The organism is Streptomyces sp. NPDC051109 (genome assembly GCF_044455885.1).
Classification (GTDB): domain Bacteria; phylum Actinomycetota; class Actinomycetes; order Streptomycetales; family Streptomycetaceae; genus Streptomyces.
Genome location: NZ_JBITFF010000018.1, coordinates 110080 through 126200, shown reverse-complemented (window position 1 = coordinate 126200; position 16121 = coordinate 110080). Strand labels below are relative to the sequence as shown.

The window sequence follows — 16121 nt, the reverse complement described above, 5'->3', positions numbered from 1 at the left end:
GCCAGCCGATGCCGGACACCCTGAAGGCCGCCGCCAGTGAGCCCGCCCTGACCCCCCGCGAGCGCCAGGTCCTGGTCCTGCTCGCGGGAGGTGAGACGTACTGCCGTATCGGACGGAGGCTGGGCATCAGCCCGCACACCGTCGACACGCACCTGCGCCGGCTGCGCGACAAGACCGGCACGGCCAACCGCACCCAGCTCGCGGTTTTCGCCCTCCAGCGCGGTTACGTCTCCTGAGCCCCGGCAGAGTCTTCGCTTTGCCTGACTCTGCCGGTATTTGCGGAAATCTGAGCACCCTTCACTTTGCGGTCACGCACGTTGGTGAAGGGGCCGCTCCCGTACGTACGCCATCGGGCTGCGCCAGTGTGGTCCACGCACCGCAGCCACACCACACACCGCACCGGGCCCGCTCAGGCGGGCGGGCCCCCGCAATGTCCCTGGGGAAAACCATGCCGAAGCGCCTCGCCCTGCTCCTCACCGCCGTCGCCGCCGCAGCCCTGCTGGCCCTCCAGCCCGCTGCTCCCGCGTACGCCGACGACATCGACTGCGGTCACATCGTGCTCCAGTCGACCGGCGCCTCCCTCACCGGGACGGAGTTCGAGGCGGGCGGCGACGGCCGGATGGAGCCGTGCGACACCTCCTGGGGCGGCTGAGGCCTGGGCGTCAGGTCGGTGAGCACGTACCGTCCTCCGGACGTCAGCTCCACCGACCAGGACCAGCGGGCCGGGATGTACAGCACCTCCCCCGAGCGCAACCGGCACTGGAAGCCGTCCGCGCCCGGGGCGCCCTCCTCACCGGACAGGCGCCACGTCCCCGCCCCCTCGACCTGATGGACCACCCGGTGGGCGGCGGGATTCCCCGTCCCGCCGCTCCGGGCCACCAGGTGCGCACCCGGGCCTAGTTCGAGGGCCAGCCCGTCGAGCACCTGCGACCACTCCGGGGCGCTCAGGGCCGGATGCTCGAACTCGGGCCACAGCACACCCGGCGCCCGGTCCAGATGGACCGACAGGAACAGCACCAGCTCCCTGAGATGCACCGCGCTCTGCGCCGCCGCCCAGGGCGCCATGGTCCCGCCGCCGTCCATGCGCCGCCCCCGCTCCTCGTTCAAGACGCCGGCCCCGCAGACGTCCTGCCCGGGCCGTACGACCAGCATCGGGCACCCGGCACCCCCCGACCAGCCGCGAAAGTACGCTCCCGAGAACACGCGACCCTAGGGGGTGCCCGGTACGGGTGGCGGGTGTTCTTCGGGGGTGACGGGCGTCGTCAGCAGTCCTTGGGCAGCCGCCTGGGCGCCTGCCTGGAAGCGGCTGGCGGCGCCCAGCTCCTCCATGATGTCGGCGATGTGACGGCGTGCCGTGCGCAGCGACATCCCCAGCCGCCGGGCGATGGCCTCGTCCTTGAGTCCGGCCGCGAGCAGCCGGACGATCGTCTCGTCGATCTCCCGCGAGACCTCTTCGAGGCCCTGGTCGGCAGCGTCGGCGAACGGAGTGGCCCGGTCCCAGGTCTGCTCGAAGACCTCACACAGGTAGGCGACCGTGGACGGCTCCCGTATGACGACGGCGCCCCAGCTGCCGTCCCTGACCGGGATGAAGGCCACCTCGCGGTCGAACACGATGAGTCGGCCGAACAGCTCGTGCGCGGTGCGGTACTGGCCGCCCAGCGCCGACGCGGCGGCCACGTAGGCCTGGCTGGGCCCGTTGAAGCGGGCCGTGTGGTGGTAGAGCGTGCGGAGCCGGACCCCGCGTGCCAGCATCGCCCGGTCCCGTACCAGCCCCTCCTCCATCGCCTCGGGGACCCGCGCGCCGCCGCCGGGCTGGCTGGCCAGGACCTCCATGCGGCAGCGGTCCGAGGCCTGGTTGAGGGTGTTGCGGACGTCCTGGACGTTCTCCAGGAGTTCCAACCCCTCACCGCGGGCCTGCCGCTGGTGGTAGCGGGCGACGAACGGGCCGAGGTCCTCGCGCATCCCGGCGAGGCCGGCCTGCTGCTCGCGTATCCGCGCCTCCACGGGCGCGGCGAGCTGCGCCAGCGCCGTCTCGGGCGCCACCGCGAACACCGTCTGCGAGCCGCCGGGACCAGTCTGCGCGTGCAGCAGTCGGGCCCGGCCCAGCCGCTCCAGGCTCGCCGCGGCCTCCCCGGCGGTGATCCCGACACCCCGGGCAACGGCCTCCGTCTCGCCCGTGCGCTGCTCCAGCACCCAGCCGTACACCGTCAGGTCGGTCTCCCCCAGGCCCCGAGCCGCGTCGAACTGCCCCGATTCCCCCTGCACTGCCACCCCTTGCCGCTTCGCGGCCGGCCCGACAGGTCGTGCCGGCCGCCGGCGCATCGGATGTACGGGCCAAGGATAGGCAGAAGAGATCACCGGAGGGCAGACGGAAAGCCCCCGACGCCTTGGGCTCGGGGGCTTTCCATCTGCCCTCCCCAGGGGTCTGGGGCGTCACACACCACGCATGGCGTCACGGGCGAGGGCGACCAGCGTCCGGGGGGTCACGGCGTCCACCGCGCGGCGCTGGTGCTCGATCAGCGTCGCGGCGGCCTCGGTCAGCTCCCGGTCGTCCAGCGGCCGGCCGGGGATGTCCGCCCCGTCGGCGAGGATCGCCTGCAGCAGGGCGTACAGGTTCGCGGTGCCGGCCTCGCGCACGGTCAGTGACAGGTGCGCGGACGGCGCGTCCCCCACGGCATCGGCGCGGTGCGCGAACCCCCGCGGTACGTACAGCACCTCGCCCGGCCGCAGGACCGTCTCCAGCAGCGGCTCGCCCGGGTCGCCGTCCTCACGGGCCGGCTCCCAGTTGCCGTCGCGCGGTCCGCCGTAGACCTGCCAGCGCTTCTCGCCGCCGATCTGGATCGCGAGGACATCGGCGTCGTCGCGGTGCAGGGGGCGGCCCTGGGTCCCGGCCGGGGTACGGAAGAAGAACGCCTCCACCTGCCGGCCGAGTTGTTCGCCCAGCCCCGCGGACAGCGCCCGCACGCCCTGGTGCCACTGGTCCACGTACCGCAGGAGAACGGTGGCCCGCTCCTCCTCGACCAGGCGCCGTACGAGGTCCCCGTCCGCGTAGTCCTCGACGAGCTCGCCGAGCACCACCCTCGGGGTGCAGAACCGCTCGACGGGCACGTGCCCGTCCTCGTGGACCAGCCCGATGTACGGGACCTTGAGCAGTCCGGCGTCCAGGAGGGCGTCCGTCTCGGCGGTGCCGATCACGTCCACCGGGGGGCATTCGGGACGCAGCACGGCCGGTGCGCGGCGCCAGTGCGCGGTGAAGAACTCCTGCTCGTCGCCCACGCATCGGGTCAGCCAGTCCATCGTCGGTCTCACTCTCACTCTCGCTCAAGCCGTGGGGCGGCTGCTGTAGGCGTGCAGGCGGGCGCTGTGCACGAGGGAAGGGGCGTCGGCGGCGTCGAGCCGGTCGCGTACGTGGTCCAGGAGGGCGGCGGCCGTCGCCGTCAGGTCCTCCTCGCCCAGGGGGCGGGCGGGCAGGGAGAGGCCCTCGGCGAGGAAGGACCGCAGCTCGGCGCGCAGGTGGTCGGCCCCGGCCTCGCGCAGCACGATCGTCAGGTGCAGGGAGGGGCCGTCGGCCGTGGCCTGGGCGGTGTGGGCGTACCCGTTGGGCACGTACAGGACCTCGCCGGGCCGTACGACGGTGTCCAGCAGCGCCTCGCCCGGGTCGTCCTCCCGCACCGGCTGCCAGTGCCCGTCCGCGGGCCCTCCGTAGACCTTCCAGTGCTTGGCCCCGCTGAGCTGGAGCACCAGGATGTCGCCGTCGTCGCGGTGCACCGCACCGAAGCGCCCGGGTTGCGAATAGAAGAGGAAGGCCTCGACGAGCCGGTCGAGCTCCCGTGCCAGTCCTGTCGTGAGCTCCCGCACCGGCGGATACCAGTGGTTGACGTAGCGCAGTTGCAGGGTGGCCTGCTCGTCGCGGATCAGGGCGCGCACCCGCTCCGCGTCGAGCCACCCCTCCAGGTACCGGCCGGCCACCACCCGAGGGGGACAGTAGGCCGCCTCGGGCACCGCGCCCGCCATGGTGAACAGTCCGGCGTACGGCACCTTCAAGGTGCCGGAGTCCAGCAGCGCTTCCAGATCCGCCGGCCCGAGGACCTCGGTCGGCGGATCGGCCGGCCGCATCAGAACGGGTCCCCGGCGCCACTGCGTACGCAGGAAGCGGTCCGCGTCGGTCACACAGCGTTCGAGCCAGTCCACGGCTCACTCTCCTAGCTCTGGCCCGGCTGCGGGGCCCGCCGCCCGTACGGTGGGCGGGCCCCAGCAGCAGACGGTCGGTCGGCGGGATCAGATGACGTCGGGGTAGCACTCCGCGCAGCCGGCCACGACGGCACTGCCGGACGGCGCGGCGCCGGCGTCGGCGGCGAAGGCGCTCGGCGCGAAGAGCGCTCCGCTGACGACCGCGGCCGCGGCCACACCCAGCGCGGCCTTGCGGGAGAGGTTCAGGCCGGTCTTGGCGGGGGCGTCGGTGTTCTGCGAGAAGTCCATGTCGTCTCCAGTCGAGTTCGTGTCCCGGGGCGTTTCCCCTTGACTGATCTCAATCCTGTCGGCCCCGCCCCCTCACCGACAGTGACGACTTCCCGCTCCCGCGCCCCCGTGACCCGCACCCGTGTGACCCGCGTTCCCGTGACCCGCATCTCCGCGGGCGGTCGGGCCGGACCTCGCCCGGGAGCGTGGGACCCGAGGACGGACCTCGTCCGACGGATCCGGGGTGGGGCGGTGGGGGGTGTGCCTTTCGCATGAGGCGGCGGCTGCCGGACTACGGGGTCGGTACGCCCGCTCGGCCGGCTTCCGTCCGCAACGCGCGGGCTCGCTCGGCCGGGTCGTAGTTCGGACCGACGCCCTCGATCAGCAGCAAGTCGCCCTCGATGTGGTCGGTACGCAGATGCAGGATGGCCCGGTAGGCCGGAGAGTCGTACCAGGCGCGGGCTTCGGCCAGGCCGGGGAACTCGATCAGCACCATGCTCCCGGGCCACGTACCCTCCACGACCTCGGTCGGCGGACCGTGGATGACGAAGCGGCCCGCGAAGGGGTCCAGGGTCGCCTGGATGCGCTCCAGGTACTCGATGACGTCCGCGTGGTTCCGGCGGCTGCGGAGATGGGCAAAGCCGTATGCGGGCACCGCGGGGCTCCTTCGTTCCGAGGGCGTGAGCGAGGACCGCGAACGTAGCCGGGGGAGTTCGGGCGGTGCGATTACCCCGGAGGTAATCGCACCGCGGCCACTTCCGTGCCGGGTGTCCCGAACTCGGCGTTGAGCAGGCTCGGCTCGGGACTGGCCGCGCAGCGCCCGTGTTCGGCGGCCAAGGCGACGACCGCGCGGTCAGCGGCCGCGGACGTGCAGTCCGAATCCCGTGCTGCCCGCGGGCTCCAGTCCCTGCTTCAGGTGGAGCGAGGGGATCTCGTAGTCACCGAAGTTCTGCCGCCGGAACGGGATCGGGTCGGTCGAATCCATGGTGAGCAGGCGCTGCTCCCAGGCTTTGGCGACGTCCGGGTAGTCGTCGGCGGTCATCCGGTCGGAGCCGTACAGCACGAACGGGGGCAGCACCTCGATGCCCGGGTAGTAGAGGATGCCGTGCTGGATCGGGAACAGCAGGTCGTCGATGGGGCCGTTGATCCCCCGGGCGGCGTAGTGCGACTCGGGGCCGCCGACGGTCACCGACAGCAGCGCCTTCCTGCCCGCGAGGGTGCCTTCGCCGAAGCGTTCGCCGTACTTGGTGTCGCTGTGTTCGCCGACTCCGTAGGCGAAGCGGTACGTGAGGACCCGGTCCATCCAGCCCTTGAGGATCGCGGGCATCGTGTACCACCACAGCGGGAACTGGAAGATGATCGTGTCGGCCCACAGCAGCTTCTCCTGCTCGGCGAGGACGTCCGGGGTCAGTGTTCCGGCCTCGAAGGCCCGGCCCGAGTCCAGGGCGACCCTCAGGGGATCCGAGGCGTGGGGGCCGTAGTCCGAGGCCTCCGCGACGGCCTTCCAGTTCATCGCGTACAGATCGCTCACCCGCACCTCGTGCCCGGCGCCCTCCAGCGTGGACACCGCGAGGTCCTTCAGCGAGCCGTTGAGCGACTTCGGCTCCGGATGGGCGTGGATGATCAGCGTCTTCACGGGAACTCCTTCGGATCGGATGCCTTCGATCCTGGCCGCCGCGGCGCCCGGCGTTCAGGGGCTCCTCTTCCGTCGGACCGGACTTCCTGGTACTGGCAGGGCCACCTTCAGCGGCTCCGGCGAAGCCATACTGGGGGGATGGACGATCTTGCGGGCTTCCTGCGCACCCGGCGCTCCCGAGTCGATCCGGCCGTCGCCGGCATCCCCACCGACCGCCGCCGCCGGGTTGCGGGGCTGCGCCGCGAAGAGGTCGCGCACCTGTCCGGAGTCAGCGTCGACTACTACGTGCGCCTGGAGCAGGGCCGCGCGACCCAGCCCTCCGAACAGGTTCTCGACGCGCTCGCCCGCGTGCTCGGCCTCGACGAGACCGAACGCGGGCACCTCGACCGGCTCGCCAGGCAGCCCAGCCGCCGGCCGAAGGCGCCGAGCGGACGACTTCGGCCGGAGCTGCTGCGCGTGCTGGACCTGGTGACCGACGCACCCGCGCTGATCATGAACCACCGGCTGGACGTGCTCGCAGGCAACCGCCTCGCCGGGCTCCTGTTCGGCCGGCCGGTGCCCGGCCTCAACATCGCCCGGCACCTCTTCCTCCAGGAAGCCGAGCACGGCCTCTACGCGGACTGGGACAACTGCACCCTCGACGTGGTCGGGCACCTGCGCCTGGCCGCCGGAACCTACCCCGAGGACCCCCGCCTGGCCTCACTCATCGGTGAGCTGGCGATGGGCAGCGAGCGCTTCCGCCGCCTCTGGGCCCGCGCGGACGTGCGCGCCCGCGCACACGGACGCAAGGCGTACCGGCACCCGCTGGTGGGACTGCTGGAACTGCACCAGGAGAACTTCGCGCTGCCGGACCCGTCCGGCACGGAACTGCTGGTGCTGTCCGCGGCCCCCGGCACCCCCGCGGAGGATCGGCTTCGCCTGCTCGCGAGCCTGGGCACGGACGGCGGTGGCGCGCCGCACGCCACGGTCGACGCTCAGGTCCGCGAATCGACGGACCTCGGGTGACGATGCACGGGCACCGAGGAACCGTCAGATGCCGTGCTCTCGCTCTCCTGACCGGCTCGGCACCGCCGATGCGGGTGTGAGGTGCGGGTGTGCGGCGGGCCTCGTCGCGGGAGACTGAGGCCATGACGCACTCCTCTTCCCGCGCCGTCGGAGGTTCCCCGCTCTCCTTGTGGTCGCGGGACTCCTTCCTGTCGATCGGCTCCGTGGGGTCCGTGCTGTCCATCGGGTCGGTGGGCAGCGCGCTGTCCGTCGGATCGGTGGGGTCCGTGCTGTCCGTCGGCTCCATCGGATCCGCCATGTCGCTGGTGTCGTGCGGATCCCTCCAGAGCATCGGAAGCGTGCTGTCCGTCCAGGCCCGGTGGTCTCTGATGGCCGCCGGCCCGAGCCGCGCGTTCGCCGTGGTCGGTGTGGGCGGCCTCGGGCTGGCGGGCGCGCTCGCCCTCGGTGCACGAGGTGTCAGGCGATGGTCGGGGCGGTAGCCGGTCCCGTACGCCGCGGGGTCAGGGCTGCTCGGTGTGCGGGGCGCTCAGGGAGTTCAGGAGGGCTGCGGCTCGTTCGGCGTCGTCCACGGTGACCGCGAAGTCCTTGCCCTTGGAGCGGATCACCAGGCAATCGCCGCTGCGCAGCATCACCGTCGTGCCCAGTCCGCTGAGTCGGTAGCCCCAGCCGCCGACCTGCGCCGGGGTGCGCTTCTCGGCGCGGGCCCCGTCGATGTCCGCCGCGGCCCAGCGCCGTACGGGCCAGCCGAGGGGGCCGAAGGCCACGTCCAGGCCGGGCTCGGCGATCCGTACCCGTACCGAGGAGCAGGCCAGCACCGTCATCGAGACCGCCGTGAACGGCACGATCAGCAGCCACATCGGCTTCGTCGGATCGCTGCCGGCCCCCGCGAGGAGGGCGGTCAGGGCGACGAGCCCGGTGACGGCCGCGAGGAGGGTCAGCCAGGGGTTCGTGGTGCGGGCGAGCCATACGCGGCGTTCGCCTGCGGGGATGTCCATGCGCGGGCCCTGGGCGGGCGAGGCGGGGGTGCGGGGCCGACGGCTCGCCAGCACGACCGCGAAGGCGGCCACCGATGCCGCGACGACCGTGACCACGGCCCCGACGGTGACGGAGTCCGCGTCGTGCCAGTCCGCGTGGTGCAGATTCGCCCGTACGATCGAGATCTGCTCCCCCGCCAGGAGCACCCCGCACGAGACCAGTACCGCCCCGCGCCACCGGCGGGCCGCCCGCCAGAACACGGCGCCGGTGACGAGCACGATCCAGACCGAGGCCGGCAGCAGTACGGCCGCCCAGAGCGGAAGCGAGCCGTCGGGTTGGCCGAAGGCCCCCCAGTGCGTCGCCAGTCGGTCCCGGAAGCCCTTGCGCGCCGCCAGTGGCAGCGCCACGAGCAGCGCGAGGATCCCGGCCGCCCAGGCGGCCATCCCCCACGCGGCCCGGCTCTTTAATCCCCCACGGTCCCTCACTGTGCCTCCTCGATCATCTCTATGAGATCGGCCTTGCCGTACCCCAGGCGCGCGCCGTCGGCCACCAGCTCCCGTACGCGCACCAACAGCGCCGATCGCCCGTCCGCCCCGCCGGCCACGGTGACCCCGCGGCCGCGCCGGAACTCCAGCAGCCCTTCGTCGCGCAGTGCGCGCAGGCCCCTCAGGACGGTGTTGGCGTTGACGCCCAGCGCCTGTGACAACTCCCGCGCGGGCGGCAGCCGGTCGCCCGGCCCGCACTCCCCCTCGGCGATGGCGCGCCGGACGGCGCCGGCCACCTGTTCGTGGAGGGGTCGGTTGTCCGCGATGTTCAGCCTCAGCAGCATGATGCCAATGACGCTAGCACCATTCACTTTATTCGTCAGCAACAATCCGATCGACATCCGGAACGCGGGGGTGTTGGCTTGGCGTTGTGCCAGAGCTGCGTACCGATCGTCTTCTGCTCCGCCGCTGGCGGGAGTCCGACCTCGAACCGTGGGCGGTGATGAACGCCGACCCCGACGTACGGGAGCACCTGGGGGAGCTGCTGACGCGGGAGCAGAGCGATGCCGTGGCGGCGCGCATGCAGGCCGAGTTCGACGGGCGGGGTTTCGGGTGGTGGGCGCTCGAACGGCGGGAGAACGGTGAGTTCGTCGGACGCGCCGGCTTGGACGTGGTGGACGAGGGCATGCCGTTCACGGGGGTGGACGTCGGGTGGCGGTTGACGCGTGCGGCGTGGGGGCACGGTTACGCCACCGAGGCCGGTCTGGCCTGCCTGGCCTTCGGATTCGAGACCCTCGGACTGCCGGAGATCATTGCGACGACGACCGCCGCCAACGTCCGTTCCCGGGCCGTGATGCGCCGGATCGGCATGACGCGGGACCCGGCCTGCGACTTCGAGGACCCGAGCGTGCCGGAGGGGCCGCTCCGCCGCTGCGTGCTGTACCGGGCCTCGCGGGGGGGCCTGGAAGCACGGCCCCATGACGCGTGACCACAACTGGCGGTGCCGGGAGGTGGGGCCGGCGGCTCCTCCGTGGTGCCGTGGGTGGCCGAGCGGGCCGGGCCCGGGCGGGCGGGCAGTGGCGACCGGCATCGACACGTCCTGGGCCTCCCGTGGCACGGGGAGGGCGTCGAGGTGCTGCGCCACGACGTGGGCCGCGACGCGCCGCCGGGGAGCGGGTTCGACCTGGTCCACGCGCGGTTGGTGCTGGTGCACGTGGCCGACCGGGAACGGGCCCTGAGGGCGATGGCCGCTGCGGCCGAGGACGCCGGTCCGGTGTCGTCGCAGCAGCTGATTGCCTGGACGCGTACGGGCCCGAGCAGATGCCGGCCAACAGGTGGAGGGCCGCCTTCCGCTCGCTGCTGACCGCTCGCGGGGCCGATCAGGCGTAGGGGCGCAAGCGGCCCCGGCTGCTGCCGGGTGCGGGGCTGGCCGACGTGGCCGCGGAGGCCTGCTTCCCGGTGGCCTCCGCCGCCTGCTACGTGTTGGAGTCGGCGACGGTCAGGCAGGTGGGGAGGCGTACGACGCCGCCATCGACGGCCCCGGCTTCTTCGCGCCGCCCGAGCTGACCGTCGTACGGATGGTCGGGGAGGGCGACGTGGTCATGGCGGAGCCCACCGGGGCGGTGCGGCGCGAGACGGGCGGGGTGACGCGGAGGTCGATGGCCGAGGTCTTCCGCATGCGCGACGGGAGGATCTGCGGGCGGAGCGCCTGGGTGAGCGAGCTCAGGGAGAACGACTACCGGTGAGGCACCTCGCCGCCCGCGCTGACGGCCTCGGCGGCGAGTACCGGGTCGATGTGGCGGTTGCCCGTGTGGACGCTGCGGATGATGGCGGCCAGTTCGTGGGCGGAGACCGTCTTGAGGACGAAGCCCCTGACCCCGTGGGTGAGGGCGCGCTTGAGCTGGCCGGGCAGGCCGTGGCCGGTCACGATCACGGTTTTGCAGCTCGGGAGGATCTCCGTCAGCTTCTCGACCACCGCCACGCCGTCCTTGCCGGGCATCTGCAGGTCGAGTACGGCCACGTCCGGCCCGTGGTGCAGCGCCAGCTCGATCGCTTCCGGGCCGGTGGCCGCCTCGGCCACGATCTCCAGGTCCTCCTCCAGGGAGAGCAGCGCGGCGAACGCGGCGCGGATGAGGTGTTCGTCGTCGGCCAGGAGGACGCGGATCATCGGCTGCTCCCCGTCGGCAGGTGCACGGTCGGTCAGTCGGCCGGTGCGCGTGGCCCGGGCGTCCTGGCCCGGGGGTGCGCACAGGGGCCCGAGGCGATCGACGGGGCCGGCCGGGCCGGCCACCCCGCTCGGGCTTTGATCCGCGATGACGTCCATGGCCCGATGTTCGCAGTGCGCGCACCGGCCGGGGCAGTGAGCGGGCTCATCGGTTCGTATGACAGACGTCATGGCACCCGGCCCCTGCTGTACGGCAGCGCCGTTCGGCCGGGCGGTGCGGATCCACGGGGTGTTCGGCGTGGTTCCGGGTGGCGGACCCGGGGGTTCCCGGAGCCTGGGCGCCGGGGGGCGGCTCCCCCTCCCTCGGTACTCCCTCCCCCGACAGGTACTGAACGCCGGTGGGTCGGCTTCGGTCCCTGTCCCTTCAGTCACTGCATAAACCTGCAGGTCAGCGGGTTGAGGCCGGTGGTCCAGGGACTGAAGGGACCCAACTTTCCAGTTATGAGCCGGATATGAACTACCAGGCTTCTTATATGCCTGCGCGCATACACGCACGCACGTAAAGAGCGGAAGTAGTCATTCCCAGTCCCTTCAGTCCCTGAGCCGACAGGTGCGAGGCTCTGACCTGCATGTTTGTTCAGGGACTGAAAAGAGAGGGACTGAACGAGGGGCTGAGTGGTTCAGTACCTGTCTCGGGGCCGGCCTGCTGACGCGCCTCCGGGGGCTCCGCCCGGCACGCCGTCCTTGCGCCGTACTCGAGGGTGACTGGAGGCCCCGGTCGAAGGGCGGGGGCCTGGTCGCGACACGCCCGGGGTGACAGCCAAATCGAAGACGTAACTTTTCTGGACGAACCAGGGTAGAACTTCAGGGACCGAGGGACTGAAGGGACTGAATTCTCGATATAGCGATGCCTGCCGCCCGAGCCCCCGCAGTCCCTGCGGTAATCTCCGCGATAGTGAATCTTCAGTCCCTCTGGTCCCTGAGGCGCAGGTCAGCCAGCCTGTACGCCAGGGACCGGGCCGGGGACACGAATAGCCGCCCCCGACACCGTGTCAAGGAAGAGCCAGTGCTGGTCCATCCCGAGAACCCGCGCCGCGGCGTGACCGGCGGGACGGCGCTGGACGTGGCGGCCTGGCTGGCCTCGCGCGGCTATCCGGTGCACCCCCTGGCCCCGGGGACCAAGACGCCCGCCGCGAACTGCCGGGAGTGCACGGGCCGTCAGCACTCCCCCGAGGCGTGCCCCTGCCATGCGCAAGGCCGTTGGTGCCACGGGTTCCACGCGGCCACCACCGACCTGGCCACCCTGCGCGAATGGTGGCGCAGGGAGCCCGAGTTCGGCATCGGAGTGGCCTGCGGCGCCGCGGGGCTCGTCGTCATCGACGTGGACGCCCACGCGACCGAGCTGCCCGACCGGCAGCGGCTGCTGCCCGGCATCCCCATCGACGACCGTGTCGACCTGACCGGACTGCAGAGCGGATTCGACACCTTGGCGCTCCTGGCCGCCCACCGGTCCCGGCCCGACCCCTGCGAGGACGCTTCGACCCTGCGGGTCCGTACGCCCTCCGGGGGGATGCACATCTGGTACCGGGCGCCCAAGGGCGGTCCGAGACTGCGGTGTTCCAGCGGGTCGAGCTCCAGGGTCGCGCTGGCCTGGCAGGTCGACGTACGGGCCGAGGGGGGCTACATCGTGGCGCCGACGACGCGCACGGCCGCCGGTACGTACCGGGCGCTGCCCGGGGCGCGGCTGCCGGCGCCCCTGCCGCTGTGGCTGGCCGCCGAGCTCGTCCGCACCGGGCACGTGGACTCCCCCGCGCCCACGGCGCCTTCCACGCCCTCCCCCCGCCCTTCTGCGGCCCCCGGACCGGCGTCGGGCCGTCCCCTGCGCGGCGGCCGGCAAGAGGCCGGGAGGCGGCTGCTGAAGGGCCTTCTGGAGGAAGTCGGGTCCTGCGGGGCGAGTCCGTCCGGAACGGCCTTCAGCGAGAAGCTCAACCGGGCGGCCTTCACCGCGGGCGGGCTCATCGCCGGCGGCCACCTCGACGCGGTGGAGGGCCGCCTGCTCCTGCTCGAAGCGGCGGGCAGGGCGCGGCCCCACCAGTCGCGCCGCAACGTCCTCATCGTCGACTCAGGGCTGCGCGCCGGAAGCGATCGGCCGATCCACCCCAAGGAACGCACATGAGCAGCGCCAAGAGCACGGGGTTCAACGCCCAGGCGGCGGCGGAACAGCTCGCCGCGTTCACGGCGGAGACGACCGTCGAGCCGGGTGCGTCCGGTGGGCCCGGGGTCGCGGCTGCCGGGTCGTCGGCGCCCACGGCGTCCGCCGTGTTCGCCGCCGCGGCCGCGCGCGGCAGGCGACGCCTGCCCGCGCAGCAGAACTCGGCCCCGCCCCCCGGGGGCGGGGGCGCCGCCGACTTCATCCAGACCGGCCTGCTGCACAACCTGAGCGACCGCGGCAACGCCAAGCTGTTCGCCCACCTCCACCACGACCGGTTCCGCCACGTGGAGGGGCTCGGCTGGTACGTCTGGGACGAGTACCGCTGGAAGCGCACCGGCGGCGAGAAGGCCGCCATCTGGGCCGCGGGCGACATGGCGGAGGAACTGCCCCTCCACGACCCGCGCGGCGCCTTCACCGACCGGGAGCTGGCCCAGCACCGCAAGCGCGCGATGTCCACCTCGGGCGTCAAGGCCATGCTCACCCAGGCGAAGGCCTCCCCCGAACTGGCCCTGGACCCCGACACCCTGGACGGCGACAAGTACGCGCTGTGCACCCCGGCGGGCGTCGTGGACCTCCGTACGGGCGACCTGCACAAGCCGGACCCCACGCGTGACCTGCACTCGCGCGCCACCCACCTGGCGCCCGAGGCGATGCCGACGCCCCGCTTCCACCGCTTCCTCGACGAGACGTTCGGGGACGACGAGAAGGGGCAGGAGATGATCAATTTTCTTCATCTCCTGCTCGGCTACTCCATCACCGGAGACGTCGGCGGGCAGGTCCTGCCCTTCCTCTACGGCGTCGGCGCGAACGGCAAGTCCGCCCTCCTCGACGTCGTCATCAAGATCCTCGGGGACTACGCGGACGTGGCGCCGCCCGGCTTCCTGATGGAGCGCGGCAAGTTCAACGAGCACTCCACCGAGCTGACCGAACTGCACGGCCGGCGCCTGTTCGTCTGCAGCGAGCTCAAGCCGCACGACAAGTTCGACGAGGCCCGGGTCAAACTGCTGACCGGTGGAGACCGGCTCAAGGCCCGGCGGATGCGGCAGGACTTCTTCAGCTTCGAGCCCACGCACAAGCTCTGGCTGCTCGGCAACCACCGTCCCGAGGTCGGCACCGGCGGACATGCGTTCTGGCGCCGCATCCGGCTCATCCCGTTCGAGAAGGTCGTCCCCGACCACCGCAAGATCGACAACCTGGCGGAGACGCTCGTGCAGGAGGAGGGCCCCGGCATCCTCCACTGGATGATCCAGGGGGCCAAGGCGTATCTCGCGTCCAAGCCGGCCCTGACCGGGCCGAGCGTGGTGCGCAGCGCCACGCAGGCGTACGCGACGACCGAGGACCACATCGGCCGGTTCCTCGCCGAATGCTGCACCACGGGCGGCACGGACCTGCCCGATCCGCGCGACCTCAAGGTCGAGCAGGGCGCCCTGTACCGCGCGTACAGTGCCTGGTGCCTCGACGGCGAGGGGCTGCGCCCCGCGACCACGCGCGCGTTCGCGACACGCATCCGCGCCGAGGTCGGTGTCGCCTCGCCCAACGAGATGCTCCGCTCGAACGGGCAGAAGTTCTACCCCGGACTGGCTCTGCTGGCCGATGAGGAGCAGACTCCGCGCGAGGCGAACAGGGCAACCACGACGTGATCGGACGATGGGTGATGCCGCCCCGGGGTGGGCACGCCTACGATGGACCAGGACGATGAACAGACCCACCACCCGGCTGCGGCCCGCAGGGCCCAGCTGCATACCGGCATCGGCGCCGCCGCCCGCGGCGTGGAGGGACCAGGGGCCCCACCGGGCCCACGTGATCGAGGAGGGACCCAGGCCATGAGCTCGCTACTGACATCAAGCGATCTCGCCCACGAGGACAAAGTGGTGTGGCTGGAGGACCCCGAAGAGCTCGACTACGTGCGCCAGGCCCTGGACAAAACGCCCCGCCGCCGGGGCAAGCCGCGCTATCACCGCGACGGGCGCATGATCGGCTTCACCGAGCTCGGCGACACCGCCGAGGCGGACCCGGACAGCGGCCTGCAGAAGCGGCGCGTCTTCTACCTGCTGCCGCACGACCGGGACGCCGAGCCGCACGGCCTGTACCGGGAGGGCGCACCGGGCGAGGCGGTCGACCCGCGGACGATCGGGCCGCGGCAGGTGGGCAGGAAGACCGAGCGCTCGCAGCGTGGCCTGTCGGCGCCCACGGTCGCGTGACGTGCGTCGGTGTGCGGGGCGCGGTCGCGTGGTGCGGGTCGGCTGAGGTCGGTCTGCTGACTTCCGGATTCCTGGTCTCCGTTTCTGATTCCTGATTCCGTTTTTCGGTCCCTTGAGTCCCTCCGGTCCCTGTTCGGTCCCTCTCCTGTCCCGGCTCCGGCGTCAGGACGGGGCGAGGACGCAGAACTCGTGGCCCTCCGGATCGGCCAGCCACGTCCACGGGACGGCGCCCTGGTCGGGGTCGGGGTCGAGGTCGGTGGCGCCGAGGGCCCGCAGCCGGGCCGCCTCCGCCGCTGCGTCGTCACCGGGGTACGGCAGCAGGCCGAGACGGACGCGGTCCGGCACGGTCTTCACGTCGGGCGTGCGGATGAATTCGAGGTACGGGCCGGCCCCCTCGGCGGAGCGGAACACCGCTTGGTCGTCGCTCACCCCGTGCAGGGTCCAGTCCAACGCCTCGCCCCAGAACCGGGCCATGGCCCGCGGATCCGCGCAGTCGACCACCACCGCGGCGATCGGCCCGGTGTCCCGGTAGACCTCCCGGGGCTCCAGCACGCAGAACTCGTTGCCCTCGGGGTCGGCCAGGACCGTCCACGGGACGGCGCCCTGGCCCACCTCGGCGGGTTTCGCACCGAGCGCGCGGAGGCGCGCGACCAGCTCCGCCTGATGGGCCGCGGAGGTGGTGGCGAGATCGAGGTGCACACGGTTCTTGGTCGCCGTCTTGGGTTCCGGGACGGCGACGACGTCGATGCCGACGGCGACCGGGTCCGGCCGGCCGGAGGGGCCGGCGGGCCCGACGTACGTGGTCGGACCGGGTGTTCCGGCGCACACGCTCCAGCCGAGGGCCTGCGCCCAGAACCGGCCGACGGCCGAGTCGTCGAGAGCTTTGACGTTCACCTGGACGGGTCGCAGTGCCATGCCGGTGATCTTATGCACGCGCTCTGTCACGTCACATCTCGGTCACTTCAGACCCTGCGGGCGGTGGTCC

19 protein-coding genes and 2 pseudogenes are annotated in these 16121 nt (G+C 72.3%); 8 read left to right on the top strand and 13 right to left on the bottom strand.

Translation table 11 applies throughout. The features are described from left to right. The first annotated feature begins 8 nt into the window (after positions 1-8). Positions 9-236: a helix-turn-helix transcriptional regulator gene (locus tag ACIBAD_RS28265; protein ID WP_134076365.1), complete on the top strand. Its 228-nt coding sequence runs from the start codon at positions 9-11 to the stop codon at positions 234-236. A gap of 173 nt (positions 237-409) precedes the next feature. Here ACIBAD_RS28265 and ACIBAD_RS28260 read toward each other — a convergent pair whose 3' ends face one another. The 8 genes from ACIBAD_RS28260 to ACIBAD_RS28225 all read right to left on the bottom strand — a co-directional run bounded on the left by ACIBAD_RS28260 (position 410) and on the right by ACIBAD_RS28225 (position 6094). Then, positions 410-553, bottom strand: coding sequence for a hypothetical protein (locus tag ACIBAD_RS28260; RefSeq protein ID WP_398909345.1), 144 nt, complete (start codon positions 551-553; stop codon positions 410-412). Beyond that, on the bottom strand, positions 550-1152 hold the full coding sequence (locus tag ACIBAD_RS28255) for a hypothetical protein (RefSeq protein ID WP_398909343.1): 603 nt from the start codon (positions 1150-1152) through the stop codon (positions 550-552). The genes ACIBAD_RS28260 and ACIBAD_RS28255 overlap by 4 nt, the downstream gene beginning before the upstream one ends. A 57-nt stretch (positions 1153-1209) precedes the next feature. Continuing rightward, positions 1210-2265, bottom strand: a complete 1056-nt coding sequence (locus tag ACIBAD_RS28250) for a LuxR C-terminal-related transcriptional regulator (protein WP_398909341.1) — start codon at positions 2263-2265, stop codon at positions 1210-1212. A 168-nt stretch (positions 2266-2433) separates the two neighbouring features. Then, positions 2434-3297, bottom strand: coding sequence for a JmjC domain-containing protein (locus ACIBAD_RS28245; RefSeq protein ID WP_398909339.1), 864 nt, complete (start codon positions 3295-3297; stop codon positions 2434-2436). A 24-nt stretch (positions 3298-3321) separates the two neighbouring features. Next, the gene (locus ACIBAD_RS28240; RefSeq protein ID WP_398909337.1) at positions 3322-4191 is read right to left on the bottom strand and encodes a JmjC domain-containing protein; all 870 of its coding nucleotides are present in this window, start codon (positions 4189-4191) and stop codon (positions 3322-3324) included. Between the two features lie 87 nt (positions 4192-4278). Then, the gene (locus ACIBAD_RS28235) at positions 4279-4479 is read right to left on the bottom strand and encodes a hypothetical protein (RefSeq protein ID WP_134076359.1); all 201 of its coding nucleotides are present in this window, start codon (positions 4477-4479) and stop codon (positions 4279-4281) included. Positions 4480-4750: 271 nt separating this feature from the next. Beyond that, on the bottom strand, positions 4751-5113 hold the full coding sequence (locus ACIBAD_RS28230) for a DUF1330 domain-containing protein (protein ID WP_398909335.1): 363 nt from the start codon (positions 5111-5113) through the stop codon (positions 4751-4753). A 198-nt stretch (positions 5114-5311) separates the two neighbouring features. Further along, the gene (locus tag ACIBAD_RS28225) at positions 5312-6094 is read right to left on the bottom strand and encodes an NAD(P)H-dependent oxidoreductase (protein ID WP_134076357.1); all 783 of its coding nucleotides are present in this window, start codon (positions 6092-6094) and stop codon (positions 5312-5314) included. Positions 6095-6232: 138 nt separating this feature from the next. On the opposite strand from ACIBAD_RS28225, the gene ACIBAD_RS28220 reads away from it, so the two are divergent. Together ACIBAD_RS28220 and ACIBAD_RS28215 are read left to right on the top strand one after the other, a co-directional pair. After that, positions 6233-7099 carry a helix-turn-helix domain-containing protein gene (locus ACIBAD_RS28220; RefSeq protein ID WP_134076356.1) on the top strand — a complete coding sequence of 289 codons (867 nt, stop codon included), beginning with the start codon at positions 6233-6235 and terminating at the stop codon, positions 7097-7099. 122 nt (positions 7100-7221) lie between these two features. Continuing rightward, positions 7222-7578, top strand: coding sequence for a hypothetical protein (locus tag ACIBAD_RS28215; protein WP_134076355.1), 357 nt, complete (start codon positions 7222-7224; stop codon positions 7576-7578). Between the two features lie 21 nt (positions 7579-7599). Here the strand turns inward: ACIBAD_RS28215 and ACIBAD_RS28210 are convergent, their stop codons facing one another. Together ACIBAD_RS28210 and ACIBAD_RS28205 are read right to left on the bottom strand one after the other, a co-directional pair. Then, positions 7600-8517 (bottom strand): DUF1648 domain-containing protein, encoded by a 918-nt coding sequence (locus ACIBAD_RS28210; protein WP_134076354.1) that lies wholly within the window; start codon positions 8515-8517, stop codon positions 7600-7602. Positions 8518-8555: 38 nt separating this feature from the next. Next, positions 8556-8903, bottom strand: a complete 348-nt coding sequence (locus tag ACIBAD_RS28205; RefSeq protein ID WP_398909331.1) for a GntR family transcriptional regulator — start codon at positions 8901-8903, stop codon at positions 8556-8558. 86 nt (positions 8904-8989) lie between these two features. On the opposite strand from ACIBAD_RS28205, the gene ACIBAD_RS28200 reads away from it, so the two are divergent. Next, entirely contained in the window at positions 8990-9547 is a 558-nt protein-coding gene (locus tag ACIBAD_RS28200) for a GNAT family N-acetyltransferase (protein WP_398909329.1), read from the top strand. Positions 9548-9554: 7 nt separating this feature from the next. Continuing rightward, positions 9555-10068 (top strand): annotated as a pseudogene (locus tag ACIBAD_RS28195) (SAM-dependent methyltransferase); the annotation flags it as partial. On the opposite strand, the gene ACIBAD_RS28190 reads toward ACIBAD_RS28195, so the two are convergent. Together ACIBAD_RS28190 and ACIBAD_RS28185 are read right to left on the bottom strand one after the other, a co-directional pair. After that, positions 10058-10237 (bottom strand): hypothetical protein, encoded by a 180-nt coding sequence (locus ACIBAD_RS28190; RefSeq protein ID WP_398909400.1) that lies wholly within the window; start codon positions 10235-10237, stop codon positions 10058-10060. The pseudogene ACIBAD_RS28195 and the gene ACIBAD_RS28190 sit on opposite strands and share 11 nt — an antisense overlap. A gap of 78 nt (positions 10238-10315) precedes the next feature. Then, a pseudogene (locus ACIBAD_RS28185) lies at positions 10316-10726 on the bottom strand (response regulator); the annotation flags it as partial. A 1120-nt stretch (positions 10727-11846) separates the two neighbouring features. Between ACIBAD_RS28185 and ACIBAD_RS28180 the strand changes: the two are divergent. From ACIBAD_RS28180 to ACIBAD_RS28170, 3 genes are all read left to right on the top strand, one after another. Continuing rightward, on the top strand, positions 11847-12899 hold the full coding sequence (locus ACIBAD_RS28180) for a bifunctional DNA primase/polymerase (RefSeq protein WP_398909398.1): 1053 nt from the start codon (positions 11847-11849) through the stop codon (positions 12897-12899). Beyond that, a complete protein-coding gene (locus tag ACIBAD_RS28175) occupies positions 12896-14575 on the top strand; it encodes a phage/plasmid primase, P4 family (protein ID WP_134076351.1) in 1680 nt (559 codons plus the stop codon). Before ACIBAD_RS28180 ends, ACIBAD_RS28175 begins: the two co-directional genes overlap by 4 nt. Positions 14576-14758: 183 nt before the next feature. Continuing rightward, positions 14759-15136 (top strand): DUF6009 family protein, encoded by a 378-nt coding sequence (locus ACIBAD_RS28170; RefSeq protein WP_030872546.1) that lies wholly within the window; start codon positions 14759-14761, stop codon positions 15134-15136. A gap of 162 nt (positions 15137-15298) precedes the next feature. Here ACIBAD_RS28170 and ACIBAD_RS28165 read toward each other — a convergent pair whose 3' ends face one another. Then, positions 15299-16051 carry a VOC family protein gene (locus ACIBAD_RS28165; RefSeq protein WP_398909327.1) on the bottom strand — a complete coding sequence of 251 codons (753 nt, stop codon included), beginning with the start codon at positions 16049-16051 and terminating at the stop codon, positions 15299-15301. Between the last annotated feature and the right edge of the window lie 70 nt (positions 16052-16121).

Bases quoted from the DNA above. Each gene is read 5' to 3' on its own strand.
- ACIBAD_RS28235 (WP_134076359.1), bottom strand. From the start codon at position 4,479: ATGGACTTCTCGCAGAACACCGACGCCCCCGCCAAGACCGGCCTGAAC.
- ACIBAD_RS28165 (WP_398909327.1), bottom strand. From the start codon at position 16,051: ATGGCACTGCGACCCGTCCAGGTGAACGTCAAAGCTCTCGACGACTCG.
- ACIBAD_RS28245 (WP_398909339.1), bottom strand. From the start codon at position 3,297: ATGGACTGGCTGACCCGATGCGTGGGCGACGAGCAGGAGTTCTTCACC.
- ACIBAD_RS28255 (WP_398909343.1), bottom strand. From the start codon at position 1,152: ATGCTGGTCGTACGGCCCGGGCAGGACGTCTGCGGGGCCGGCGTCTTG.
- ACIBAD_RS28265 (WP_134076365.1), top strand. From the start codon at position 9: ATGCCGGACACCCTGAAGGCCGCCGCCAGTGAGCCCGCCCTGACCCCC.
- ACIBAD_RS28210 (WP_134076354.1), bottom strand. From the start codon at position 8,517: ATGGCCGCCTGGGCGGCCGGGATCCTCGCGCTGCTCGTGGCGCTGCCA.
- ACIBAD_RS28205 (WP_398909331.1), bottom strand. From the start codon at position 8,903: ATGCTGCTGAGGCTGAACATCGCGGACAACCGACCCCTCCACGAACAG.
- ACIBAD_RS28175 (WP_134076351.1), top strand. From the start codon at position 12,896: ATGAGCAGCGCCAAGAGCACGGGGTTCAACGCCCAGGCGGCGGCGGAA.
- ACIBAD_RS28170 (WP_030872546.1), top strand. From the start codon at position 14,759: ATGAGCTCGCTACTGACATCAAGCGATCTCGCCCACGAGGACAAAGTG.
- ACIBAD_RS28190 (WP_398909400.1), bottom strand. From the start codon at position 10,237: ATGCGGAAGACCTCGGCCATCGACCTCCGCGTCACCCCGCCCGTCTCG.
- ACIBAD_RS28220 (WP_134076356.1), top strand. From the start codon at position 6,233: ATGGACGATCTTGCGGGCTTCCTGCGCACCCGGCGCTCCCGAGTCGAT.
- ACIBAD_RS28215 (WP_134076355.1), top strand. From the start codon at position 7,222: ATGACGCACTCCTCTTCCCGCGCCGTCGGAGGTTCCCCGCTCTCCTTG.